Source organism: Streptomyces sp. NBC_00247, assembly GCF_036188265.1.
Classification (GTDB): domain Bacteria; phylum Actinomycetota; class Actinomycetes; order Streptomycetales; family Streptomycetaceae; genus Streptomyces.
In genome coordinates this window covers 3,597,258-3,619,035 of sequence record NZ_CP108093.1, presented here as the reverse complement: position 1 = coordinate 3,619,035, position 21,778 = coordinate 3,597,258, and the positions used below count along the sequence as shown (strand labels likewise).

11 protein-coding genes and 1 riboswitch are annotated in these 21,778 nt (G+C 73.3%); of the genes, 5 read left to right on the top strand and 6 right to left on the bottom strand.

Features of this window, described 5'->3' with window-relative positions; translation table 11 throughout:
• Positions 1 to 191 precede the first annotated feature (191 nt).
• Positions 192 to 7,082, bottom strand: coding sequence for a glycoside hydrolase domain-containing protein (locus tag OHT52_RS15370; protein WP_443046582.1), 6,891 nt, complete (start codon positions 7,080 to 7,082; stop codon positions 192 to 194).
• A 584-nt stretch (positions 7,083 to 7,666) separates the two neighbouring features.
• On the opposite strand from OHT52_RS15370, the gene OHT52_RS15365 reads away from it, so the two are divergent.
• Complete coding sequence (locus OHT52_RS15365; RefSeq protein WP_328720709.1) at positions 7,667 to 8,260, top strand: hypothetical protein; 594 nt, start codon at positions 7,667 to 7,669, stop codon at positions 8,258 to 8,260.
• 180 nt (positions 8,261 to 8,440) lie between these two features.
• Here the strand turns inward: OHT52_RS15365 and OHT52_RS15360 are convergent, their stop codons facing one another.
• The 4 genes from OHT52_RS15360 to OHT52_RS15345 form a co-directional block, all read right to left on the bottom strand.
• Positions 8,441 to 8,653 carry a DUF4287 domain-containing protein gene (locus OHT52_RS15360; RefSeq protein ID WP_328720708.1) on the bottom strand — a complete coding sequence of 71 codons (213 nt, stop codon included), beginning with the start codon at positions 8,651 to 8,653 and terminating at the stop codon, positions 8,441 to 8,443.
• Between the two features lie 134 nt (positions 8,654 to 8,787).
• A complete protein-coding gene (locus tag OHT52_RS15355; protein WP_328720707.1) occupies positions 8,788 to 10,242 on the bottom strand; it encodes a glycoside hydrolase family 76 protein in 1,455 nt (484 codons plus the stop codon).
• Between the two features lie 169 nt (positions 10,243 to 10,411).
• Positions 10,412 to 11,947, bottom strand: coding sequence for an alpha/beta fold hydrolase (locus OHT52_RS15350; RefSeq protein WP_328720706.1), 1,536 nt, complete (start codon positions 11,945 to 11,947; stop codon positions 10,412 to 10,414).
• A gap of 127 nt (positions 11,948 to 12,074) precedes the next feature.
• Positions 12,075 to 13,196 (bottom strand): hypothetical protein, encoded by a 1,122-nt coding sequence (locus OHT52_RS15345; RefSeq protein WP_328720705.1) that lies wholly within the window; start codon positions 13,194 to 13,196, stop codon positions 12,075 to 12,077.
• A 184-nt stretch (positions 13,197 to 13,380) separates the two neighbouring features.
• Between OHT52_RS15345 and OHT52_RS15340 the strand changes: the two genes are divergently transcribed.
• A complete protein-coding gene (locus tag OHT52_RS15340; RefSeq protein WP_328720704.1) occupies positions 13,381 to 14,166 on the top strand; it encodes a VOC family protein in 786 nt (261 codons plus the stop codon).
• Between the two features lie 33 nt (positions 14,167 to 14,199).
• Here OHT52_RS15340 and cobN read toward each other — a convergent pair whose 3' ends face one another.
• Positions 14,200 to 17,808: a cobaltochelatase subunit CobN gene (gene cobN / locus OHT52_RS15335; protein ID WP_328720703.1), complete on the bottom strand. Its 3,609-nt coding sequence runs from the start codon at positions 17,806 to 17,808 to the stop codon at positions 14,200 to 14,202.
• Positions 17,809 to 17,855: 47 nt separating this feature from the next.
• Positions 17,856 to 17,972: riboswitch (cobalamin riboswitch) on the bottom strand.
• A gap of 177 nt (positions 17,973 to 18,149) precedes the next feature.
• Here cobN and cobG point away from each other — a divergent pair.
• The 3 genes from cobG to OHT52_RS15320 all read left to right on the top strand — a co-directional run bounded on the left by cobG (position 18,150) and on the right by OHT52_RS15320 (position 21,757).
• Positions 18,150 to 19,472 (top strand): precorrin-3B synthase, encoded by a 1,323-nt coding sequence (gene cobG / locus OHT52_RS15330; RefSeq protein WP_328720702.1) that lies wholly within the window; start codon positions 18,150 to 18,152, stop codon positions 19,470 to 19,472.
• Between the two features lie 99 nt (positions 19,473 to 19,571).
• Positions 19,572 to 20,198, top strand: coding sequence for a precorrin-8X methylmutase (locus OHT52_RS15325; protein ID WP_328720701.1), 627 nt, complete (start codon positions 19,572 to 19,574; stop codon positions 20,196 to 20,198).
• A gap of 47 nt (positions 20,199 to 20,245) precedes the next feature.
• Positions 20,246 to 21,757 (top strand): precorrin-2 C(20)-methyltransferase, encoded by a 1,512-nt coding sequence (locus OHT52_RS15320; protein WP_328723754.1) that lies wholly within the window; start codon positions 20,246 to 20,248, stop codon positions 21,755 to 21,757.
• Positions 21,758 to 21,778: the final 21 nt, after the last annotated feature.

Sequence of the window (21,778 nt, the reverse complement as noted above, 5' to 3'; positions counted from 1 at the left end):
CGTTCCCCTTCAAGAGTCGAAGGCGCTCGGGAAGGACGCGGCCCGACCCGGCACGCCCGCCCGCCCGCCCTGCCCGCGACTCCCCGGTACGCCGACGGCCCCTCCGGGCGGACCACGAGGGTTCACCCGGAGGGGCCGTACGCACGGTGGTGGCAGCGCCTCGCCGATGGTCCGGCGAGGCCGCGCCGCGGCTACCGCAGCCCGGGAAGGCGCAGCGGCCGGGACCAGTCCGTGGGAGGCGACCAGCCGCCGTGGGAACCGGAGGAGCCGAAGGAGCCCCCGTCGCGGCCGGTGGACCGCAGCCCGACCGTGTAGGTACGGGTGAGCGCACCGTTCGCCGAGGTCACCCGGACGGTCCGGGTGGTGAACCCGGAGCCGTTGGAGGAGAGGACCTTGCTGCCTTCGGTGACCTTCACCTTCGCACCGGACCGGCCCGGTACGGCGGTGACGGCGGGGGTCTTCGCGTTCTTCGGCACGTCCACCACGTACGTGGAGACCTCCGGGTCGAACCCGTCGATCGCCACGCCCCCGACGGTGATCGCGCTCGCGTCGGCGACCGCGGCCGCGGTGGCGTCGGCGAAGTTGGTCACGGTGACGGAACCGTCGCCGTTGACGACCACCCGCGCGGCCATGGCGGCGGCCAGGTTGATCCGCTCCCAGCTCTCCCGGTCCTCACCCGTGAGGTCGAGCGGGTAGCCGGAGTCGGTGGCGGTCTGCTCGATGATCTGCGTGCGCTGCTCGGTGGTGAGGTCCGGGAAGGCGGTGATCAGCAGGGCCGCCGCGTCGGCCGGAGCCTGGAGCGCCTGGCCGGACTTCCCCACCTGGGAGAAGCCGTAGCTCAGCCGGCGCGTGTACACGTCGACCTGCTGCTCCGTGGACAGACCGGCGTACGCGTCGCCGGAGCAGGCCGCGAGCGTGGTGCCGTAACCCTCCTCCTCGCACTTCGCGAGGAGCACGTTCTCGATCTCCGCGTGGGCCTCGGTCAGCAGCTCCTCGAACGCGGGGTCCGCCCAGCGGTGGGCCACGGTGGCCTGCGCGCTCATCCGGCCGCCCATGACGTCCAGCGGGTAGTGGAACCCGAGGATGACGCGGTTGTTGCCGTACTCCGAGGTGCGGGCGAGGATCGACGGCGCCAGCTCCGGCAGGAGGGTGGCGAGGACGGTCCCGGCCTCGTAGCCGCCGTAGGTGTGGCCGCTCGGGTAGGAGCCGCTGGTGGCCAGGCCGCTGTACGAGCCGTCCTGCGACTCGTAGATGTCGCCGCCGTCGCCGACGAAGCCGAGCCGGACGTACGGGCGCTGGTAGGCGTACAGGTTCTTCACCGCGTCGACCTCGTCGAGCCCGGCCGAGACGCGGCCGAACAGGGCGCTGGTCTTCGGCAGTCGGCCGCCGTCCAGGGCGTCGGCGTAGATCGCGCCGAGCCGGGAGCCGAGGCCGTCGGCCATGGTGACGGTGGCGCTGTGCGTCGCGTCCACCTCGGCCCGGTCCACCTCCTTCTGGGTCGCCGCGTTGTTGATGGCGACGGCGATCGTGTCGTTCTCGGCGGTCGGCGAGGTGCCGGAGGGCACCTTGGCGTTGGCACCGCGGGTGGTGGTGGAGAGGTCGTCGAAACCGCTCAGCAGGTCGTGGAAGTAGTCGGAGCCGTCACCGGTCTCCGGCCACCCGTCCGACGGGTAGCTCGCGTCCAGGGCGGCGGCCGGGAAGGCGGACGGCTCGTACGGGGTGACCGGGGCCGCCGCGGTGGAGGAAACCGTCTCCTCGGAGGTTCCGGCCAGGGTCACGGCGGTCACCGTGGCGGTGTTCGCCTTCGCCTCGCCGGTGGTGGTGAGCAGCGCGGTGTCCGCCGTGGCGGAGACGTGCGCGGTGGTGCCGTCGCCGAGGGCGACGGTGTAGCCGACGATCGGGAAGCCGCCGTCGAAGGCGGTGTGCCAGGTCACCCGGACGTGCTTGCCGTGGGTGACCACGCCGGTCACCACCGGCTTCTGCGGCTTCCCGCCGACGGTCACCACGGGCGCGGTGGCGGCGCTCGGGCGGGAGGTGCCGTACGTGTTCACGGCGCTGACCCGCGCGGTGTACGAGCGGCCGGAGCGCAGCCCGCTGAAGGTGGTGCTCCGGCCGGCCGGGTCCGCGATCCGGACCTGGTGGCCGTCGTCGAGGGTGACGGTCCAGCCGGTGACGGGCGAGCCGCCGGTGTCGGCGGGGGCGGACCAGGCGACGGTCACGCTGCTGCCGGAGGAGGTCGCCGACACCGCTTCGGGTGCGGCGGGCGCCGACTTGGGCTTGGTGGCGAGCGCCGAGACGGCGTGCCGGAGGGCGTCGTACCGTGCGGTGAGCACCGCGTCCGTGGACGTGGCGTCGGCCGTGGCCGTCTTCGCCGCGGTGAGCGCGGTGGTGAACGCCTTCCAGGAGGCGTCCGTGTAACGCGCGTTCTCCAGGGCCGAGGCGGTCCCGACCAGGTCCTCCAGGGTGAGGCGCGGCAGCGGGATCAGCTGGCCGGCGGCGAGGGTGAGGCTGCGGGTGCGGGTGTCGACTTCGAGCTGGGTCGCGTCCTCGGCGTCGACGAGGGCGCGTGCGGCGTCGAGTTCACGCCGGTACACCCCGAAGTCGATCGCGTCGTACCGGTCGGCCTGGCCGGTGAGTCCCTCGTACCGCTCGATCGCCTTGCGGAGCGCGGAGGGGTCCGTGGCCGCGGGGGCGTCGACGTGGTCGAAGGTGAGCCGGCCGATGTTCGCCACGTACGGGTGCGAGGAGTCCGCGGTGGTCACCAGGCGCAGGTGGAGGCCGTGGGTACCGGTGATCCCCTCGGGCAGCGTCAGGCTCGTCGTACCTCCGGACGACCAGGCGCTTCCCGTGACGGGCAGCGGGACGGTGGCGTACGGGGTGCCGGGAGCGGCGGTGTCGAAAGCGTCCAGGTAGATCTGGATCGCCGAACCGGTGCCGCAGCGGGCGGAGTTGTTGGCGTAGGTGACGGTGACGGTGTTCTTCGCCGAGGCGCCGAACTCGATGTCCCCGTAGTCGAGCCAGGCTCCGTCGTAGGTGCCGCCGAGGTCCGTGGTGGACCCCGCGCCGCTCCAGCCGGCCGGCTCGCTCTTGAGGCCGCCGCCGCTGTTCGAGCGGAAGGCGGTCGCGTCGACCGCCACGGGGGCGGAGACGTCCTGCGTCAGGGTCAGCGCGTAGACGTTGGCCACGTAGGGCAGGGCCGAGGTCTGCGTGCTGGAGGCGAAGACCGCGTACACGTCCTGGGCGCCCTTGAGAACGGACGGGTCGAGGCGGACGCTCGTGGTGCCGATGGTGCCCCAGCCCGAACCGGTGGAGGCGAGCGGGACGTCGACGGCCCTCGGACCGTCCTTCGAGCCGAGGCGCAGCTCGATGTGCGAGTCCGGCGCCGAGCGCGTCTGCGGCTTGTCGTAGCGGACGGTGAGGGTGTCGGCCCCGTCGTGGAGGTCGGTGCCCTTCCACTCGGCCCAGGCGCCGTCCGTCACGTTCTCGAAGATGCCGGACGAGGTCTTGAGCGGGAGCGAACCGCCGCCGGTGGAGGTGGCGTTCACCGCGGTCAGCGTGGCGAGCGTCGTCGAGGCGGACGCCGTGATCCCGTACGGCGAGAACTGGTACCAGTCGAAGTTCGACACCCACTGCTGGCCCGCGGGGGCGTGGAAGACGAAGGTCACGCTCTTCGCCGCCGGCAGGGCGTCCGGGTCGGTGACGGTCGCCTGGACGGTGTTCCAGTACTGCCAGCCGCCCGTTCCGGGAAGCTGGGCGGTGGCGACGACGGGGCCGTCGGCTCCGCCCGCGTGGACGTCGACGCTGCTCGGCTTGGCGTCGGCGGCCTGCGAGTTGGCGTACCGCACCGAGATGCTGTGCGGGGCCACCCCGCCGAAGTCCAGCTTGGTGAACCGCTCCCACGAGCCTTCGGTGACCCCGCCGAGGTTGCCGTCCGAGTTGTTGCGCTCGCTGGTGAGACTCGGGCCCTGTTTCTCGTCGGGGCTCTCGGCCTGGAGGACGGCGTAGCCGCCCTCGTCGATGGTGAGGGTGTCGGCGGCGGACCGCAGCGCGTCCTCGGCGGCCATGAGCGTGCCGGTCGGGGAGGCGGAGTCCGCGAGGACGGTCCGGGCGCGCTCCAGGGCCGACCGGAAGAGGGTCCAGGAGCCGTCCGAGTAGTTGCCCACGCGCACCGGGGACGCCTGGTCGACGAGTGCGCCCAGGCTCGCGCGGTGCACCGCCGCTGCGGAGACGGTGAGCGGGTCGGTCGGGGAGATCCCGGTGCCGCGCACCGTGGACGCCTTCACGCCGTGCGCGAAGGCCGTGTCCTGGAAGGTGATGCCGAGGCGCGCGTCGACCTCGGTGGTGCCCTTGAGGGAGAGGGTCGCGGTGTGCGCGTCGGTGACACGGAGGTCTCCGGTGACGCCGCCCGGCAGGCCGGTGACGGTCGCCGCCCCGCTCGTGGTCAGGCTGGTGCCCTTGCGGCCGGTGAACGTGGCCGGTCCCGAGAGGGTGAGCCGCACGCCGCCGTCGACGGTGCCGTCGGCCTTGGTCGCGAGGGTGGCCGGGGCTGCGTGGACGACGGTGTCGCCCTTGCCCGGGGCCGTACCGGAACCGGTGTCCCCCGCGTCCGTGTTCAGCGAGTACGCGGGCTCGGTGCCGGTGCCCCACTTCGAGGGCTTGGCGCCCATGGTGAAGTCGAGGGTGCCGCCCGCGACGATCTGCGAGTAGTCCAGCCAGGTGTTGTCGAACTTCTTGCCGTTGAGCTTGGCGCTCTGCACGTAGTAGGCGCTCGGCGAGACGCCGTTCGCCTTCACGGTGAACTCGGCGCCGTTGGCGTAGCGAATCGTCGTGGAGTCGAAGAACGGACTGCCGATCTGGAACTGGCTGGACCCGGCGGTGACCGGGAACAGGCCGAGCGCGGCGCCGACGAACATGGTCGACATGGTGCCCGCGTCGTTGTCCATGGTCGGCAGGAAGCCGTGCGGCGAGAGCTTGTAGACCTGGGTCTTCACCGGCGGGGTGAACTGGCCGCCACCGCTGGGGGCTTCGTTGGTGGAGCCGGTCGCGATGTACCGGTTCCAGGTGGTGCCGGTGTAGATGGAGCGCACCCACTTCTGCGTCAGGCTCGGCTCGCCGACGTAGTTGAAGAGGTACGGGGCCTGCAGGTCGATCTCGTTCGCGTTGGAGTGCAGCATGGTCGAGCCGTCGTCGACACGGGAGTCCTCGCCGAACATGTGCTCCACCGCGGCCTTGCCGGCCTTGTCGCCGCCCATGGCCTCGATGAGGCCGCCCATGTCGTAGGCGTCGTACCAGTGGTACTGCCAGAGCGTGCCCTGGTAGAGACCGGCCTCCTCGAACTTCTCGTAGTCGGCGGCCTGCCAGTCGCCGCTCGCGGCGCGCGGGGTGAGCAGACCGACCTCGGTGCCGTCCGGCGCCTTCCAGGCACCGGACTTCACGAGGTTGTCGATCGCCATGGTCGACTGCTCGCGCAGCTTCACCGCGTCGTCCGTCTTGCCGAGCGCGCCCGCGATGACGGAGAGCGCCCACTGGTCGTAGCCGCGCTGGACGGTCGTACCGGGGTCACCGGTGACGTACCCCTGGCGCAGCTGCGCGCCGGTGTAGTACCCGGCGTACGCCATCAGCGCCGGGTACGCCTCGTCGAGCCGGTCGAAGTTCTTGAACCCCTTCGACAGCGCGTCGGCGACCAGCACCGCCGAGCGCTCCCAGCGCACGGTCGGCACCGAGTGGGTGAGGCTGCCGAGGCTCTTGCCGGTGGCGCGGGTGTCGGCGAAGAGCTCGACGAGCGACTGCACCATGTCCCGGTAGGTGGCCGGGTCGATGTACGCCTCGACGGAGTACTTGCGGAAGTCGTCCCAGGTGGACCAGCCGTCGTAGTACGTGAAGCCGTTGGCCTGGTGCACCGCGCCGTCCGCGCCCCGGTACGTACCGCTGGTGCTGGTGGCGTTCACCGGAGCCGCGTACATGCGGTACAGGTGGGTGTAGAACTCCTTGGTCAGCGTCGACCCGGGGTCGGACTTCTCCGAGGCCTTGACGGCGACCGCGCCGAGCGCGGTGTTCCACTCGGCCTTCGTCCGCTCGCGCGCCTGCTCGAAGGTGAGCCCGCCGACCTCGTTCGCCTGGTCGGTCGCGGCCTGTTCGGCGCTGATCGGCGAGAGGGTGATCCGCAGTTCGACGTCGTCCCCGTGGGACGCGTCGAACCCGAGCACGGCGCCGGTGTCGACCCCGTCCCGCGAGGTCGCGTCGCTCAGCTTGCCGTCACCGCCCCAGCTCTTCAGCGAGGTCACCGGGACGTTGGTGGTGGCGTGGTAATACAGCTGGTACGAGGCGCCGTTGAACGATCCCGCGAGGAGACCGTCGATCGAGGTCGTCCCGTCCGGGCGCGTCGTCGCCTTCAGGGTCGAGCGGGTGCGGCTGGTGAAGTTGTTCGCGAGGTCGAGGACCAGCTCGGGCTGCGAGCCGGCGGGGAAGCTGTACCGCTCCAGCGCGGTGCGCGTCGTCGCGGCCATCTCGGCCTCGATGGTGCCCGGTTCCTCCTTGACGGCCGCCCCGGTACCGGAGAGGGCGCCGAGGCCCACCCGGTAGGAGCCGGGCGTCGCGGACTCGTCGTCGTGGCTGTACGCGTGGGCGTACGTGCTGGTGGCGGGCCGGCTGTCGTACCGCACGGAGGTCGGGACGACCAGCAGGTCGCCGCCGCCGCCCGAGCCACCGACCCCGTCGAGGTTGGTCGCGGTGAACCCGGCGATGTGGTCCTCGTCGTAGTCGTACCCGGGGTGGTTGCGGTTCGGCGTGGTCAACGGGTTGACCTTGGCCAGGCCGTGGGGCGCCTGCGCGCCCGGCAGGTCGTTGCCGTCGTCACCGGCGGTCGACACGAACGGGTCGACGAGCGCGGTCCAGTCGGTGCCGGAGGCACCGGACGTGCTCGCGCCGGGCGCGGCTACGGCCACGCCGCCGCCCGCCAGCGCGGCGGCGCCGAGCGCCCCGGCGAGCAGGACGGCGACCGCCGCGCGCAGCGGGCGGCGACGGCCGGGGGACGTACCCGGAGGTGCCTCCGGGGGTACAGCGGGATGGGATCTTGTGGACACGGGACCTCTCAGGCGTCGCACACTGCGTCGCACGGTTCGGTCTCACCAGAAGACAACGTTGTCAGCCCACGACACCGGGGTGCGACCCAGAAACAGCAGGACGGAAGTGAACACCGCGATCATCCCTGCCGTGTTCACGAACCGTCCACCATCAGACACGGAGAAAACGTACGAGGGGCAAACACATTCCGCCCGGGAGGTGGCCGTGACGGGCGCACGGACGGTCCCGCTCCCGAGGAGACCCGGCGCGGCTCCCATCGGCGCTGCCCGCACGGTGCGGTTCCGAGCGGCGGCCGGGGGTGGGCCGGTCCGCCGCACCGGAGAAATCTCCTGACATGCACCCGACCGGCTCGGTACGGTGAAGATCTTTCGACGCGTACGGAACACGGGGGCGGGGCGCCATGACGCAGGAGCCGGGCGGAGTCGGTCCACAGTCGGGCGGGACAGGTCCCCTGCCGGGTGGGCTCGGCCCACTTCCGGGCGGTACCGGCGCACACCCACCGATGCCGGCCCAACCGCCGCGCCACACAACGCCGGAGTCCCCGCAGCCCCCTCACGGGCCGCCGAGGTGGTCGTGGTGGGTCGTGGGCATCCTGGTGCCCGTGCTCGGTCTGGTCGTCACCCTGATCGTGGGGACCGGGGGCAACGCCCCGCGCGGCGTGCTCGCTCCGCCGTCGGCGACGGCCGGGGACCCGACCGCGCCCGGGGCGTCGGCCGCCACCGGGACCCCGGAGAGCGCCGCTCCGGACGAGACCCCCGCCGACGACGTCGTCACCTCGTCGTCCCCCTCGCCGTCCCCCTCCGGGACCTCGACGAAGGTCATCAAGCGGGGGGACTTCACGCTCACCGAGGGGAGCAGCGCCGACCTCGAACACGGCGCGGTCGGTACGTCGGTGCCCAACCCCGACATGGCGTGGAGCGGCGGTGAGTCGTTCTCGCCCCTGAACGGCCGCGTGGCCGACAGCCCCAGGGGCGCCACTCCCGGCGACTGCGCCCACATGCTGACCACGTTCCCCCGTGCCACCGCCGAAATGAACACCGGCGAGGAGGGGGCGTGGTTCTGCCTGCCGACCAGCGCGAACCATCTGGCCGCCGTCGAGTGGCTGGGCAGTGGGGACGGCGGCATGCGGTTCCACTTCATCGTCTGGGACACCCCCGCGCCCTCCGACGACGAGTGACGAGCAGGGCCGTCCGGCCCCCGGTCACTGCTCGGTGATGAGGAACAGGGCGGTCCAGCGGTGCTCCCGGGACGGAACGGCCACCGGGCCCTCGGTGGTCTCGACGGTGCTCCGCACGGGAGTCCTCGCGTGGGGGAGTCGGTACCTGCGCGGGCCGGTCACCGCACCGCCCTCCACACGTCAGCGGTCGGCATCCTCCGCACGCGTGTGGGCGACCAGGGCGTTGGCGTGGCCGTGCCCGAGGCCGTGGACGGTCTTGAGCCAGGCGACCAGTTCCCCGTGCTTCGTCAAGGGCGAGGCACGGATCAGTTCCTTCCATTGCGCCACGGGGCGTCCGTAGGTCTTCTCGATCGAGGGGAAGTAACTGGCAGGGCCCTTCACTGAGTTCGTCATGACCGGATAGACCCCGTGGACGCCCGGAATCCATCGCCGAGCGCGAGTGACCCGCCTCACACGCCGGAGGGGCGCGGTACGGGGCCGTGGCGTCCCCCCGTACCGAGCCCCTCGGTGCCGGGCCGGTCCCTCGTCTACTGTCCAGCCGCGTTGAGCAGGTCGAGAACGCTCTGCTGGCAGCCGTAGTCACTGCTGCCGGCGCCCCCGTTCCAGTGCGGGCCGTACTGGTCGAGGGCGTTGCGGTCCTTGGCGTAGGCAGCGTCGGCCCAGCGGTCGAGGGTCGCCGCGTACGGGTGGTCGGTCAGCTGGGTGTCGAGCCTGCCGAGGCCGCGCACGTACGCGCCCTTGAAGGACGGGCCGTCGCCGGAGCACTCGTCACCCTCGCCGGGCTCCCGCAGCACCCCGTCGGTCTGGAGCCGGACGGTGGAGGCTGCGGCGAGGGTGCGCGCGGTGGTCAGGAGCGTGGTGTCACCGGTGGCCCGGTACAGCTCGGTGAGCCCGCCGAGGACCACGCCCTGGTTGTACGTCCAGGTGGGCTGGCCGTTGTTGGCGCAGGCGTCGGTGAGCCCGTCGTTGACCATGTGGTCACCGTTGATCATCCCGCTGGCCCGGAACCAGGCCCACTCGGCCTTCGCCCGGCCGAGGTAGACCGTGTCACCCGCGATGCGGTTGTGCAGCGCCGCGTTGAGCTGGAGGAAGAGCTCGTTGGTGATGGCGTTCTTGTACGTCGTCGTCCGGTTCCACAGCACCCCGCCGCCGCAGGTGCCGTTCCAGGACGCCTGCATGTGATCGGCGTCCGCGCGGGCGGTGTCGAGGTACCGGCCGTCACCCGTGGCGTCGTAGGCGGCCACCCAGGCCAGGCCCCACCAGCCGGTGTCGTCCAGGTAGTCGTTGCGGAAGCTGCCGCCCTGGGCGTTGATGTTCTTGTCGTACGTGGAGGCGATGGCGTACTGGTAGCTCGGCATCCCGCTGAGGCGTGCGTTGTCGAGCACGGCGGTGAGCGCGTTGGCCGCCGTCCACCAGCCGTTGCCGCCGAAGAGGCCGGTGCCCCGGTCGTACGACATCATCAGCGAAGTCGCGGCGGCGGTGGAGCGGCTCCAGGCGTTCCAGTTCACCCGCGCCCAGCCGGTGCAGGTGATCTCGGGGCGGTCCCCCGCCTTGCCGCAGGCGCGCAGGGCGCCGACACCCGCGGTGTCCCAGTCGTCGACGTTGTACATCTGGGTACGCCAGCCGCTCGAACCGGCGGGCACCACCGTGGCGCCCAGCCTGCTCCCGGAGGCCCAGGTCCGGCCGCCGTCGAAGGAACGGTCGATCCAGACCTCGTCCCCGGCCGAACCGCTCTCGATCGAGGCCCAGCCCATGACATCGTTGTCGGAGAGGTGCAGCCGGACGCTTCGGCCGTAGAGGGTGCTGCTCACCGGAGTCCGGTCGGAGGTCGCGGTGGCGGGGTCGCGGGCGTCGCACTGCTTGTTGCAGAGGGCTGCCTCGACGGCTTGAGCGGGGGAAGCGGCCACCGGGAGGGCGGTGAGCAGCAGGCTCGCGAAGAGCGCGAGGACGGCAGGACGCCGGCCTCTACGGGGGGAGGGCATGCGGCAACTCCTAGCGTGTGGGGGGAACGTGCCGACCCGACAAGCCGACCCGATCCATCAGGTGCATGTCAATACATGCGACGCGTCGCCCTGATACCGCCCGGCCGGCGGACCGCGGGCCGGGCGGTACCCGATGCCCGCGCCCCGCCCGCCGGCGCCGGCTCCCGTGTCACGCCTCCAGATGCCCCAGCACCGCGCGTACCGCCTGCCGGACCGCGCGGCGGGCCGGCTCGGTGTGGTCGACCGCCTCGAAGCCGTGCCGCGCGCCCGGGACGGGGATCACCTCCAGCCGCAGATCCGTCCCCTTGGCGGCGAGCAGGAACTCCTCGACGGTGGCGTCGATCTCCGTCCGCTCCTTCTCCACCCGGCTCAGCACGAAGGGCAGCGGACCGGCCGCCCCGACAGCGTCCACAGGCCTGAACCTCCCGTCGATCCGTGGCCAGTTGGGCAGCGGGGCCAGCATCGGGTAGGTGGCCGCGACGCAGCGCAGGAACGAAGGGGGCGCCGCCAGCCAGTCGGCACTGAGCAGCGATCCGGCGGAGAAGAACCAGAGGGCGATCCGTTCCCCGTCGACGCGCGGATCGGCGCGGACCCTCTCGACCGCTTCGGCGAGGTCCTCGGCCGCCGCCGGGTAGTCGCCGAGTCCGTACAGACGGTGGTCCAGGACTGCCGCGACCGCGCCCTGACTCGCCACGAACCTGCCGTATCCGGCGAAGGAAGGCCAGTCGCGGGGCGTGGGCCGCGCATCGCGGTCCACCGGGCCGCCGTGCACGAACAGAACGGCGGGACTTTCGACACACGCCCTGGGGGTTTCGGCGTCCGGGTAGTAGAGGTCGACGCGGCCGTCACGCTCCCGTTCGCGCTCGGGCACGTCCAGCAGGAAGGGCCCCAGGTGCAGGGGCGATCCCGCCCGCGCTCCGATCCGGTGTCCCTCTCCGGCCACCGCGCGCCGCAGCAGATCGGCGACCTCGGCGGGAGCGGAGAGCATCGGCCAGTGCCCGGTGGGGATTTCGACGAGGGTGACCTCGGGGCGGGTGAGTGTCCGCACGCGTGGTTCGCCCATGGAGACGAGGGACTCGACCAGGTCCAGGGTCGAGCCGTTTCCCGAGGCCAGAACGCCCGTGTAGGGGATGCCCCGTGCGGCGCCGGTCCGTGGCAGCGGCTGCACGAGAGAGTCCGCAGGGTGCGGGACGGCCCGCCGCGCCAGCAGCTCCAGGTCCTCGGCGGACAGATCGGCCGAACCGGCCCGCCGGCGCCACTCCTCGGCCGAGGGCGGCCGGACCACCCGGGCCCCCGGCCCGTTGGAGGGATCGGCCGACAGCGACGCGGCCAGCTCCCTGACCGCCGGGTCGGGCTCGATGGCGAGGGCCGGTTCGCCGTCCTGCGGCAGGCCCGCGTCCAGGTTGACGATCCGGGTGACCCGGTCCGGCCGGACGGCCGCCGCGCCCAGCACGGGCAGGATGCCGTAGTCGTGGCCGACGAGGACCACCTCGGTCTCCGCCGTGTCCACCCCGTCGATGATCCGCACCAGATCCTCGATGTGCGTGGTCAGGTCCGGTGTCGTACCGGCCGGGTCCGCGACCTCCCCGAGGCCGGTGAGGGTGACGGGGTGAACCGTCTCCCCCGCTCGTTCCAGGAGCTCCGCGACCCGGTCCCAGATCCACCCCCCGGTGAACGTGCCCGGCACCAACAGGAAAGCCGTCATGAGCCGCCTCCGCCTCCTCGCCTCGTCGTGTGGCCGGCCCGGACGGATGCGAAGAACGCCCGGCCAGTGATCCCTACCCTGTTTCGTACAGGAGTCCCCCACTTCGTCCGACGGCACCCCGCGCGCCTCAGGCCGGGTGGCGCTCGGTGATCCGGCCGACCGCGTCGGCCAGCAGGTACCCGCTCTTCCCGTGGCCGGCGACCGTCACCCGCACGACCGGCGCGGGGCCGGCGCCCCCGGTCGTGATGTCGATGCGCCAGCTCTCGGGGGTGTCGACGCCGAGCCCGGTGCGCGCGGTGTCCACGAGTGCGGGAAGCAGTTCGTACGGGATGGCGCGCAGGCTCATCGGGAAGCCCTCGTCGGCGGAGAAGCCCTCGCTGCCCACGGCCGACATCACCTTCTCCTCGATGGTGACCCGGGTGCCCATCTCGGTACCCATGCCCGTGACCAGGGTGTTCGCCAGCCGGCGCATCTCTCCGGCGCGCAGGGTCGAGGGGGAGGAGGCGGAGCCGGTGACCGTGGTGACGGTGGTGGAGCCGGAGCTCGGTCCGGGCACCCGCGACCCGGTCGGGGAGGGGGCGGGCGCCCCGTGGCCGGACCCCTCCCACAGCTCGCCCGCGTACCGGACGAGGACGAGGGTCACCGCGACCAGCAGGCCCAGGAGCACGACCAGGCACCAGGACCAGCCCTCACGGCCTGCCTTCACCCGGGTGTGTTCGGGCGCCGTGTCGATCCGCTCCTCGGCCGCCCTGCGGGCCCACTCCGCCGTCGGCCGCCGGTCCAGCTCCACCTTCCAGGGCTCGCCCTCCCGGTACGTCACCACCAGGACGCGGCCCTCCGGATAGTCCGCCAGGTCGACCAGGTTGACGGACTCGTGGACGGCCACCCGGTAGGCGGGAGCGTCGTCGGGAGCCACCGTGAGGTCGAACCGCACGGGCACGTCCGCGAATTCGCCGTTCGTGGCCCGTCGGCTCTCGATCCGGGCGAGCGCGACCCGGGACACCGGGACGCCCTCGCGCACCCGCCGCGTCCGCGCGCGGACGGCCACCAGCAGGACGGCCGCCGCCAGTCCGCCGAGAGCCCAGCAGAACAGGGGCACGCTCTTCAGGATCAGGCTCACGACCAAGGCCGTCAGCGTGCCGCCGAACCACGCGCTCAGCACGAACCCGGACAGCAGGGAGAGGGCCTGCCGGGCGGCGGACCGCGCCGGGCGTGCGGGGCGTGCGGACGTGTCCCCCGTCGTCACCATGGCGGTGATTGTCCACGGCGCACGTGACAGCGGGAAGACCAACGGCACAACTCTGCCGGACGGTGCCGTACCGGCGTCCGGGTGAAACCGCGTTCCCTCGCGCGCAGGCACCCGGGCGCCACCGGGCCGGGTCGGCATCGTGGCCTGCGCCCCGCTCGCTCCGCCCGCCCCGATGGAGGACTCCATGCTCGGCACCGACTTCCGTACCGGATCGCCCAACTGGCTCGACCTCGGCAGCCCCGACGTCCGGTCCGCCGCCGCGTTCTACCGCGCCCTCTTCGGCTGGGAGTTCGTCTCCGCCGGCCCCGAGACGGGCGGATACGGCTTCTTCCAGGCCGACGGGAAGACCGCCGCCGCCATCGGCCCGCTCACCGAGGAGGGCGCCCACTCGGCCTGGACGGTCCACTTCAAGACGGACGACATCCACGCCACCGTCCAGGCCGTCAGGGAGGCCGGCGGTACGGTCCGGGCCGAGCCCATGGACGTCATGGGCGAAGGGACGCTCGCCCAGGTCACCGACGCGCAGGGCGCCGACTTCGCGCTCTGGCAGCCCGGGAGGACGGCCGGCCTTGAGCTCACCTCCGCCCCGGGCAGCCTGATCTGGGTGGAGCTGCACGTCCCGGACCCGGTCGCGGACATCGCCTTCTACCAGGGCCTCTTCGGCTGGCGCGCCCAGGACATGCCGGTGCCCGGAATGACGTACCGGGTGCTGAGCACCGAGGAGGGCGACCTCCAGGACACCACCTTCGGCGGGGCGGCTCCGGCGGACGACAGCAGCGGCGGCGAACAGTCCCGCTGGGTGCCCTACTTCCACGTGACGGACGTCGACGCGACCGTGGAGGCGACCCGGTCCCACGGGGGAACCGTGCTGATGCCGGCCGCCGACATGTCCGACGTCGGCCGGATGGCCTGGCTCGCGGACCCCTTCGGCGCGGTGTTCGCGCTGCTGAAGCCCGACCCCCGGACGTAGGACCCGCGCACGGGCCCCGGCTCCGGGCCCGGCTCAGTCGTCCCCGCCCTCCAGCTCGCCCTCGGTCTCCAGGAAGACCTGGCGCAGCGCTTCGAGGACGGCCGGATCGGGCTTCGCCCACATCCCGCGCGACTCGGCCTCCAGCAGGCGTTCGGCGATCCCGTGCAGCGCCCACGGGTTGGCCTGCTGGAGGAACTCCCGGTTCTCCGGGTCGAGAACGTACGTCTGGGTGAGCTTGTCGTACATCCAGTCGGCGACGACCCCGGTGGTGGCGTCGTAGCCGAACAAGTAGTCGACGGTGGCCGCGAGTTCGAAGGCACCCTTGTAGCCGTGGCGGCGCATCGCCTCGATCCAGCGGGGGTTGACCACGCGGGCGCGGAAGACGCGCGAGGTCTCCTCGACCAGAGTGCGGGTGCGGACGGTCTCGGGGCGGGTGGAGTCGCCGATGTACGCCTCGGGGGCGGTGCCCTTCAGCGCGCGGACGGCGGCCACCATGCCGCCGTGGTACTGGAAGTAGTCGTCCGAGTCCGCGATGTCGTGCTCGCGGGTGTCGGTGTTCTTCGCGGCGACCTCGATGCGCTTGTACGCGGTCTCCATCTCCTCGCGGGCCGGACGGCCGTCCAGCTCACGGCCGTAGGCGTAGCCGCCCCACACGGTGTAGACCTCGGCGAGGTCGGCGTCGGTGCGCCAGTCACGGGAGTCGATGAGCTGGAGGAGCCCCGCGCCGTACGTCCCCGGGCGGGAGCCGAAGATCCGGGTGGTGGCCCGGCGTTCGTCGCCGTGCTCGGCGAGGTCGGCCTGCGTGTGGGCGCGTACGAAGTTCTGCCCGGCCGGCTCGTCGAGCGAGGCGGCGAGGCGCACGGCGTCGTCCAGCAGCCCCACCGTGTGCGGGAAGGCGTCCCGGAAGAAGCCGGAGATGCGGAGCGTCACGTCGATGCGCGGGCGGCCGAGCTCCTCGTACGGGATGGGCTCCAGACCGGTCACGCGGCGCGAGGCGTCGTCCCAGACCGGGCGGATGCCGAGCAGCGCGAACGCCTCGGCGATGTCGTCGCCCGCCGTGCGCATCGCGCTGGTGCCCCAAAGCGAGAGGCCGACGGAGGAGGGCCAGTCGCCGTTGTCGGTGCGGTAGCGGGTCAACAGCGAGTCGGCGAGCGCCTGGCCGGTCTCCCAGGCGAGCTTGGAGGGCACGGCCTTCGGGTCGACGGAGTAGAAGTTGCGGCCGGTCGGAAGGACGTTGACGAGGCCGCGCAGGGGCGAGCCGGAGGGCCCGGCGGGCACGAAGCCGCCGTTCAACGCGTGGACGGCGTGGTCGAGTTCGTCGGTGGTGGCGGCGAGACGCGGCACCACCTCGGTGGCCGCGAAGGTCAGGATGTCGGCGACGGCGGACGGCAGTCCGGCCGCGACCCCGGCGACGGCGGACGGGTCCCAGCCGGCGTCCTCCATCGCCTGGACCAGGGCGCGGGCCCGCTCCTCGATCTCGTCGGCGGCGGTGCGGGTGGCGGCCGACTCGTCCAGGCCGAGCGCCTCGCGCAGACCGGGCAGCGAGGCGGTGCCGCCCCAGATCTGCCGGGCGCGCAGCACCGCGAGGACGAGGTTGACCCGGTCGTTCCCGGCCGGCGGGTTGCCCAGCACGTGCAGTCCGTCACGGATCTGGACGTCCTTGATCTCACAGAGCCAGCCGTCGAGATGCATGATGAACTCGTCGAAGCCCTCGTCCTCGGGGCGGTCGTCGAGTCCGAGGTCGTGGTCGAGCTTCGCGGCCTGGATGAGGGTCCAGATCTGGGCGCGGATCGCGGGCAGCTTCGCCGGGTCCATCGCGGCGATCTGGGCGTGCTCGTCGAGAAGTTGCTCCAGCCGCGCGATGTCGCCGTAGCTGTCGGCGCGGGCCATCGGCGGCACCAGGTGGTCCACCAGCGTGGCGTGCACCCGGCGCTTGGCCTGGGTGCCCTCGCCCGGGTCGTTGACGAGGAACGGGTAGACCAGCGGCAGGTCGCCGAGGGCCGCGTCCGGTCCGCAGGCGGCGGAGAGCCCGGCGTTCTTCCCGGGCAGCCACTCCAGGTTGCCGTGCTTGCCGAGGTGGATCATCGCGTCGGCGCCGAATCCGCCGTCCTCGGCGGACGCGGCGATCCAGCGGTAGGCGGCCAGGTAGTGGTGCGAGGGCGGCAGGTCGGGGTCGTGGTAGATCGCGATCGGGTTCTCGCCGAAGCCGCGCGGCGGCTGGATGAGGATCAGCAGATTGCCGCGCCGCAGCGCCGCGAGGACGATGTCGCCCTCCGGGTTCGCCGAACGGTCCACGAACATCTCGCCCGGCGCCGGGCCCCAGTGCTCCTCCACCGCCGCGCGCAGTCCGGCGGGGAGGGTGGCGTACCAGCGGCGGTAGTCGGCCGCCGGGATGCGGACCGGGTTCGCGGCCAACTGCTCCTCGGTCAGCCACTCCTGGTCGTGGCCGCCCGCCTCGATGAGGGCGTAGATCAGCTCGTCGCCGTCGCCGGAGACCAGCCCCGGGATCTCCGCCTCGGGTCCGAAGTCGTACCCCTCGGCGCGCAGCCGGCGCAGCAGGGCGACGGCGCTCGCCGGGGTGTCCAGGCCGACCGCGTTGCCGATGCGGGAGTGCTTGGTCGGGTACGCGGAGAGCACCAGGGCGATCCGCTTCCCGGCGTTCGGGATGTGCCGCAGGCGGGCGTGGCGGACGGCGATCCCGGCGACCCGGGCGGCCCGCTCGGCGTCGGGGACGTACGCCGGCAGACCGTCCGCGTCGATCTCCTTGAAGGAGAACGGCACCGTGATCAGGCGCCCGTCGAACTCCGGCACCGCGATCTGGGTGGCCGCGTCCAGCGGGGAGACGCCCTCGTCGTTCTCCTCCCACGCACTGCGCGAGCCGGTCAGGCAGAGTGCCTGGAGGATCGGTACGTCGAGCCCGGTCAGGGCGCCCGCGTCCCAGGACTCGTCGTCGCCGCCCGCCGACGCCTCGGCGGGGCGGGTGCCGCCGGCCGCGAGGACGGTGGTGACGATGGCGTCGGCCGCGCGCAGGGTGTCGATCAACCCGGCTTCGGGGGTACGGAGCGAGGCCACGTACAGCGGGAGGGCACGGGCCCCGGCGTCCTCCAGGGCGGCGCAGAGGGCCTCCACGAACGCGGTGTTGCCGCTCATGTGGTGGGCGCGGTAGTAGAGCACCGCCACCGTGGGCGCGTCTGCGGGGAGTGCGCGGGCGGTCCGCTCCAGCGGGCCCCAGGCGGGGGCCGGGGCGGGCGGCTCGAAGCCGTGGCCGGTGAGCAGCACGGTGTCCGAGAGGAACCGGGCCAGCCGGCCGAGGTTGTCCGGGCCGCCGTGCGCGAGGTAGGCGTGCGCCTCGGCGGCGATGCCGATCGGGACGGTGGAGGTGGCCATCAACTGCGCGTCGGGGGCCTGTTCACCGGTGAGGACGACGACCGGGAGACCGGCGGCCCGCACCTGGGCGAGCCCCTCCTCCCAGGCCCGTACCCCGCCGAGGAGGCGCACCACGACGAGGTCGGCGCCCTCCAGCAGCGCCGGAAGGCCGTCGAGCGGGAGGCGGGAGGGGTTGGCGAACCGGTAGCCGACCGGGCCCTCGCAGGCGCGGGCGCTCAGCAGGTCGGTGTCGGAGGTCGACAGGAGCAGGATCATGCCGAGTCAGCCCTTCCCCGGGGTGTCCACGCCCCGGGCGGTGTCGGACGGCGGGAGTTCCTGACTCGTACGGCCGGTTCAGCGGGCCGTACTCACAGTGGCGGGACCGCGCCGGATTCTCACCGGGCTTCCTCCCATGGCGCCGTCTGGCGTCGGCGGACCGAATGGTCCGCCGCGAGCATCCTAAGGGCCCGGCCTCCGGCGCGGCAGGGGGCCTCCGGGGGCGGTACAGGTCACAGGTGCGCGCCGGTGACGTTCATGGGGGCTGTCGTGTGGAGCGTGCTGGGCTCGCGGGGTCCCTGATCCAGCCTGCTCCAGACGACAGCCCCTGGGACGTGGGTATGCTCGCCGCCATGTCCGCAACCGCCGATTCGCCCGGTTCCCCGGCCGCCGTCGTCGTACCCCGGACCGGCGGCGACGCCTGTCCGGGAACGCTGCGGCTGCACCGGGCGGACGACGGTGCGCTGGCGCGGGTACGGATACCCGGCGGGGTGCTGACCGCCGGTCGGGCACGCATCCTGCTGGACGCCGCCGACCGGCTCGGCGACGGCGAACTGCACCTCACCTCGCGCGGGAACATCCAACTCCGTGGTCTGCGCGGGGACTGCGGCGGAGAGCTCGCCGAACTCCTGCGCACGGCAGGGCTGTTGCCGTCCGATCGACACGAGCGCGCCCGTAACGTCGTCGCCTCACCGCTCGCCGGGCTCGACGCTTTCGGCAGGGCCGGAATACGGCCCTGGCTGACCGAGTTGGACGCCTTGCTCTGCGCGAGCGAGCGGGCCGAGGCACTCTCCGGGCGCTTCCTCTTCGCGCTGGACGACGGACGCGGTGACGTGGACGCCCTGGGCGCCGACCTCACCCTGATCGCGCTCGACGACGAACGCGCGCTGCTGCGGATCGGCCCGGGCGCCACCGGAGCCCTCCTCCCCGTCCCCTTCGCGAGCGCCCCGCGCGCGGCGCTGCTCGCCGCCGAGACCTTCCTCGACCTGGCGGCCGGCCCGGACGTCTGGCGGATCTCGGGCCTCCCCGGTGCCGCCCGCGCCGCGCTCCCCGCCGAGGCCGCCCGCCGCGCGGGGCTCGTACCCCCGCCGGAGCCACTCGCGCACCGGGCCACCTCCGCCCCGCCCGAGCCCGGCGCGGTGACCGGCCCCCACGGCCGGACCGCGTTGCACGTCGGCGTACCCATGGGGCGGCTGACCGGCGCGCGGTGGCGGGCACTCGTGGAGACCGCCGAACGGCTCGGCTCCGGCGAGCTGCGCTGTACCCCGTGGCGCGGGGTCGTCGTCCCCGGCCTGGCCGCCGGACCAGCCCGGCAGGCGCTCGACGCGCTCGCCGGTGCGGGACTGGTGACCGGGCCCGACTCGCCCTGGGCCGGGGTCGGCGCCTGCGTCGGGCGACCCGGCTGCGCGAAGTCGCTGGCCGACGTACGGGCCGAGGCGGAGGCCGCGCTCAAACCGGTGCACGCGCGGCTGCCCGTCCACTGGTCCGGGTGCGAACGCCGCTGCGGCCACCCGCACGGGGAGTGGGTCGACGTCGTCGCCACCCCGGAGGGACACCGCGTCACGCGGGTGCGCGGGGAGGTCCGGGACACCCCGGTGACCGTCCCGGACGATCCGGCAGCGCTCGCCGCTGCGGTGGCGACGGCCCGAGGCGTCCGTACCTGACCGCCTGCACCCCCGAACACGCGTCCCACCCGCCCCACCGAACCGACCACACCCCGGCACGACGAACGCCCGTGCCCGACCGAAGAAAGCGACAGCACTGTGCATCAGTACGAGAAGGACGGACCGGCGATCTACCGCCAGTCCTTCGCCACCATCCGCGCGGAGGCGGATCTCGCCGGTCTGCCCGCCGACGTCAGCCAGGTCGCGGTCCGGATGATCCACGCGTGCGGCATGGTCGACCTCGTACGCGACCTCGCCTTCTCCCCGACCGCCGTGGCCGACGCCCGCGCCGCGCTCCGGGCCGGCGCCCCGGTCCTCTGCGACGTGGCGATGGTCGCCAGCGGGGTCACCCGCAAGCGGCTGCCGGCGGACAACGAGGTCGTCTGCACCCTCTCCGACCCCTCGGTGCCTGAGCTGGCCCGGGAGATGGGCACCACCCGGAGCGCCGCCGCCCTGGAGCTGTGGCGGGACCGGCTCGCGGGCTCGGTCGTCGCGATCGGCAACGCGCCCACCGCGCTCTTCCGGCTGCTGGAAATGATCGAGGAGGGCGCCCCGCTGCCCGCCGCCGTGATCGGCGTCCCGGTCGGCTTCATCGGCGCGGCCGAGTCCAAGGAGGCCCTCGCGGCGCACGTCTCCGGGGTCCAGCACCTGGTGGTGCGCGGCCGTCGCGGCGGCAGCGCCCTGGCGGCGGCGGCCGTCAACGCCCTCGCGAGCGAGCAGGAGTGAGCGGGACCGTGGCGGCGAACGAGCACGCCGAACGCACCCTCGCCCCCGTGCACGCCGGCGGCACCACGACCGGCCGGCTCTACGGGGTCGGCCTCGGCCCCGGCGACCCGGAGCTGATGACGCTCCGCGCGGTGCGGGCCATCGCCGAGGCCGACGTGATCGCCTTCCACAGCGCCCGGCACGGCCGCTCGATCGCCCGCTCCATCGCCGCCGCGCACATCCGGCCCGACCACCTCGAAGAGCCGCTGGTCTACCCCGTCACCACGGAGACCACCGACCACCCGGGCGGCTACCGGGGCGCGCTGGAGGACTTCTACACCGAGGCGGCGGCCCGGCTCGCCGCACACCTGGACGCGGGCCGCACCGTCGCCGTGCTCGCCGAGGGCGACCCGCTCTTCTACGGCTCGTACATGCACATGCACAAGCGGCTGGCGGACCGTTACCCCGCCGAGGTCGTCCCCGGGGTGACCTCGGTGAACGCCGCCGCCGCCCGGCTCGGCACCCCGCTCGTCGAGGGCGAGGAGATCCTCACGATCCTCCCCGGCACCCTGCCGGAGGAGGAGCTGACGGCCCGTCTGGCGTCGACCGACTCGGCCGTGGTGATGAAGCTCGGCCGGACCTTCCCCGCGGTGCGCCGCGCGTTCGAGGCGTCCGGGCGGCTGCCCGAGGCGCGGTACGTCGAACGCGCCACCATGGCCGGGGAGCGCACCGGCGACCTCGCGGACGTGGAGGCCGGCTCGGTGCCGTACTTCGCGGTCGCCGTGCTGCCCAGCCGGATCGACGCCCCCCGCCCCGAGCCGGAGCCCGGCTCCGGCGAGGTCGTGGTGGTCGGCACCGGACCGGCCGGACCGCTCTGGCTGACGCCCGAGACGCGCGGGGCGCTGGCCGCCGCCGACGCGGTGGTCGGCTACACCACCTACCTGGACCGGGTACCGGTCCGCCCCGGCCAGACCCGCCACGGCTCGGACAACAAGGTGGAGGCGGAGCGCGCCGAGTTCGCGCTCGACCTGGCCCGGCGCGGACAGCGGGTGGCCGTCGTCTCCGGCGGCGACCCCGGCGTATTCGCCATGGCCACCGCCGTCCTGGAGGCCGCCGCGCAGCCGGAGTACGCGGACCTCCCGGTACGCGTCCTGCCCGGGGTCACCGCGGCGAACGCCGCCGCCGCCCGCGCGGGCGCCCCGCTCGGCCACGACTACGCGACGATCTCCCTCTCCGACCGGCTCAAGCCCTGGGAGGTCATCGCCGCACGGCTGCGCGCCGCGGCCACCGCCGACCTGGTGATCGCGCTCTACAACCCGGGTTCGAAGAGCCGTACCTGGCAGGTCGGCAAGGCCCGCGACCTGCTCCTCGAACACCGCTCCCCGGACACCCCGGTGGTGCTCGCCCGGGACGTCGGCGGGCCCACCGAACGCGTGCGCACGGTGCGCCTCGGCGATCTCGACCCGGCCGAGGTCGACATGCGCACTCTGCTGATCATCGGCTCCTCGCAGACCCGCCGGGTGGACCGGCCCGACGGCGGCCACCTCGTCTGGACCCCGCGCCGCTACCCGGAGGCGTGAGCGGGGCGGCGGCCGGGCGAG

Coding starts and splice junctions, on each gene's coding strand:
- OHT52_RS15355 (WP_328720707.1), bottom strand. CDS start 10,242: ATGCCCTCCCCCCGTAGAGGCCGGCGTCCTGCCGTCCTCGCGCTCTTC.
- OHT52_RS15345 (WP_328720705.1), bottom strand. CDS start 13,196: ATGGTGACGACGGGGGACACGTCCGCACGCCCCGCACGCCCGGCGCGG.
- OHT52_RS15360 (WP_328720708.1), bottom strand. CDS start 8,653: ATGACGAACTCAGTGAAGGGCCCTGCCAGTTACTTCCCCTCGATCGAG.
- OHT52_RS15350 (WP_328720706.1), bottom strand. CDS start 11,947: ATGACGGCTTTCCTGTTGGTGCCGGGCACGTTCACCGGGGGGTGGATC.
- OHT52_RS15340 (WP_328720704.1), top strand. CDS start 13,381: ATGCTCGGCACCGACTTCCGTACCGGATCGCCCAACTGGCTCGACCTC.
- cobG (WP_328720702.1), top strand. CDS start 18,150: ATGCTCGCCGCCATGTCCGCAACCGCCGATTCGCCCGGTTCCCCGGCC.
- cobN (WP_328720703.1), bottom strand. CDS start 17,808: ATGATCCTGCTCCTGTCGACCTCCGACACCGACCTGCTGAGCGCCCGC.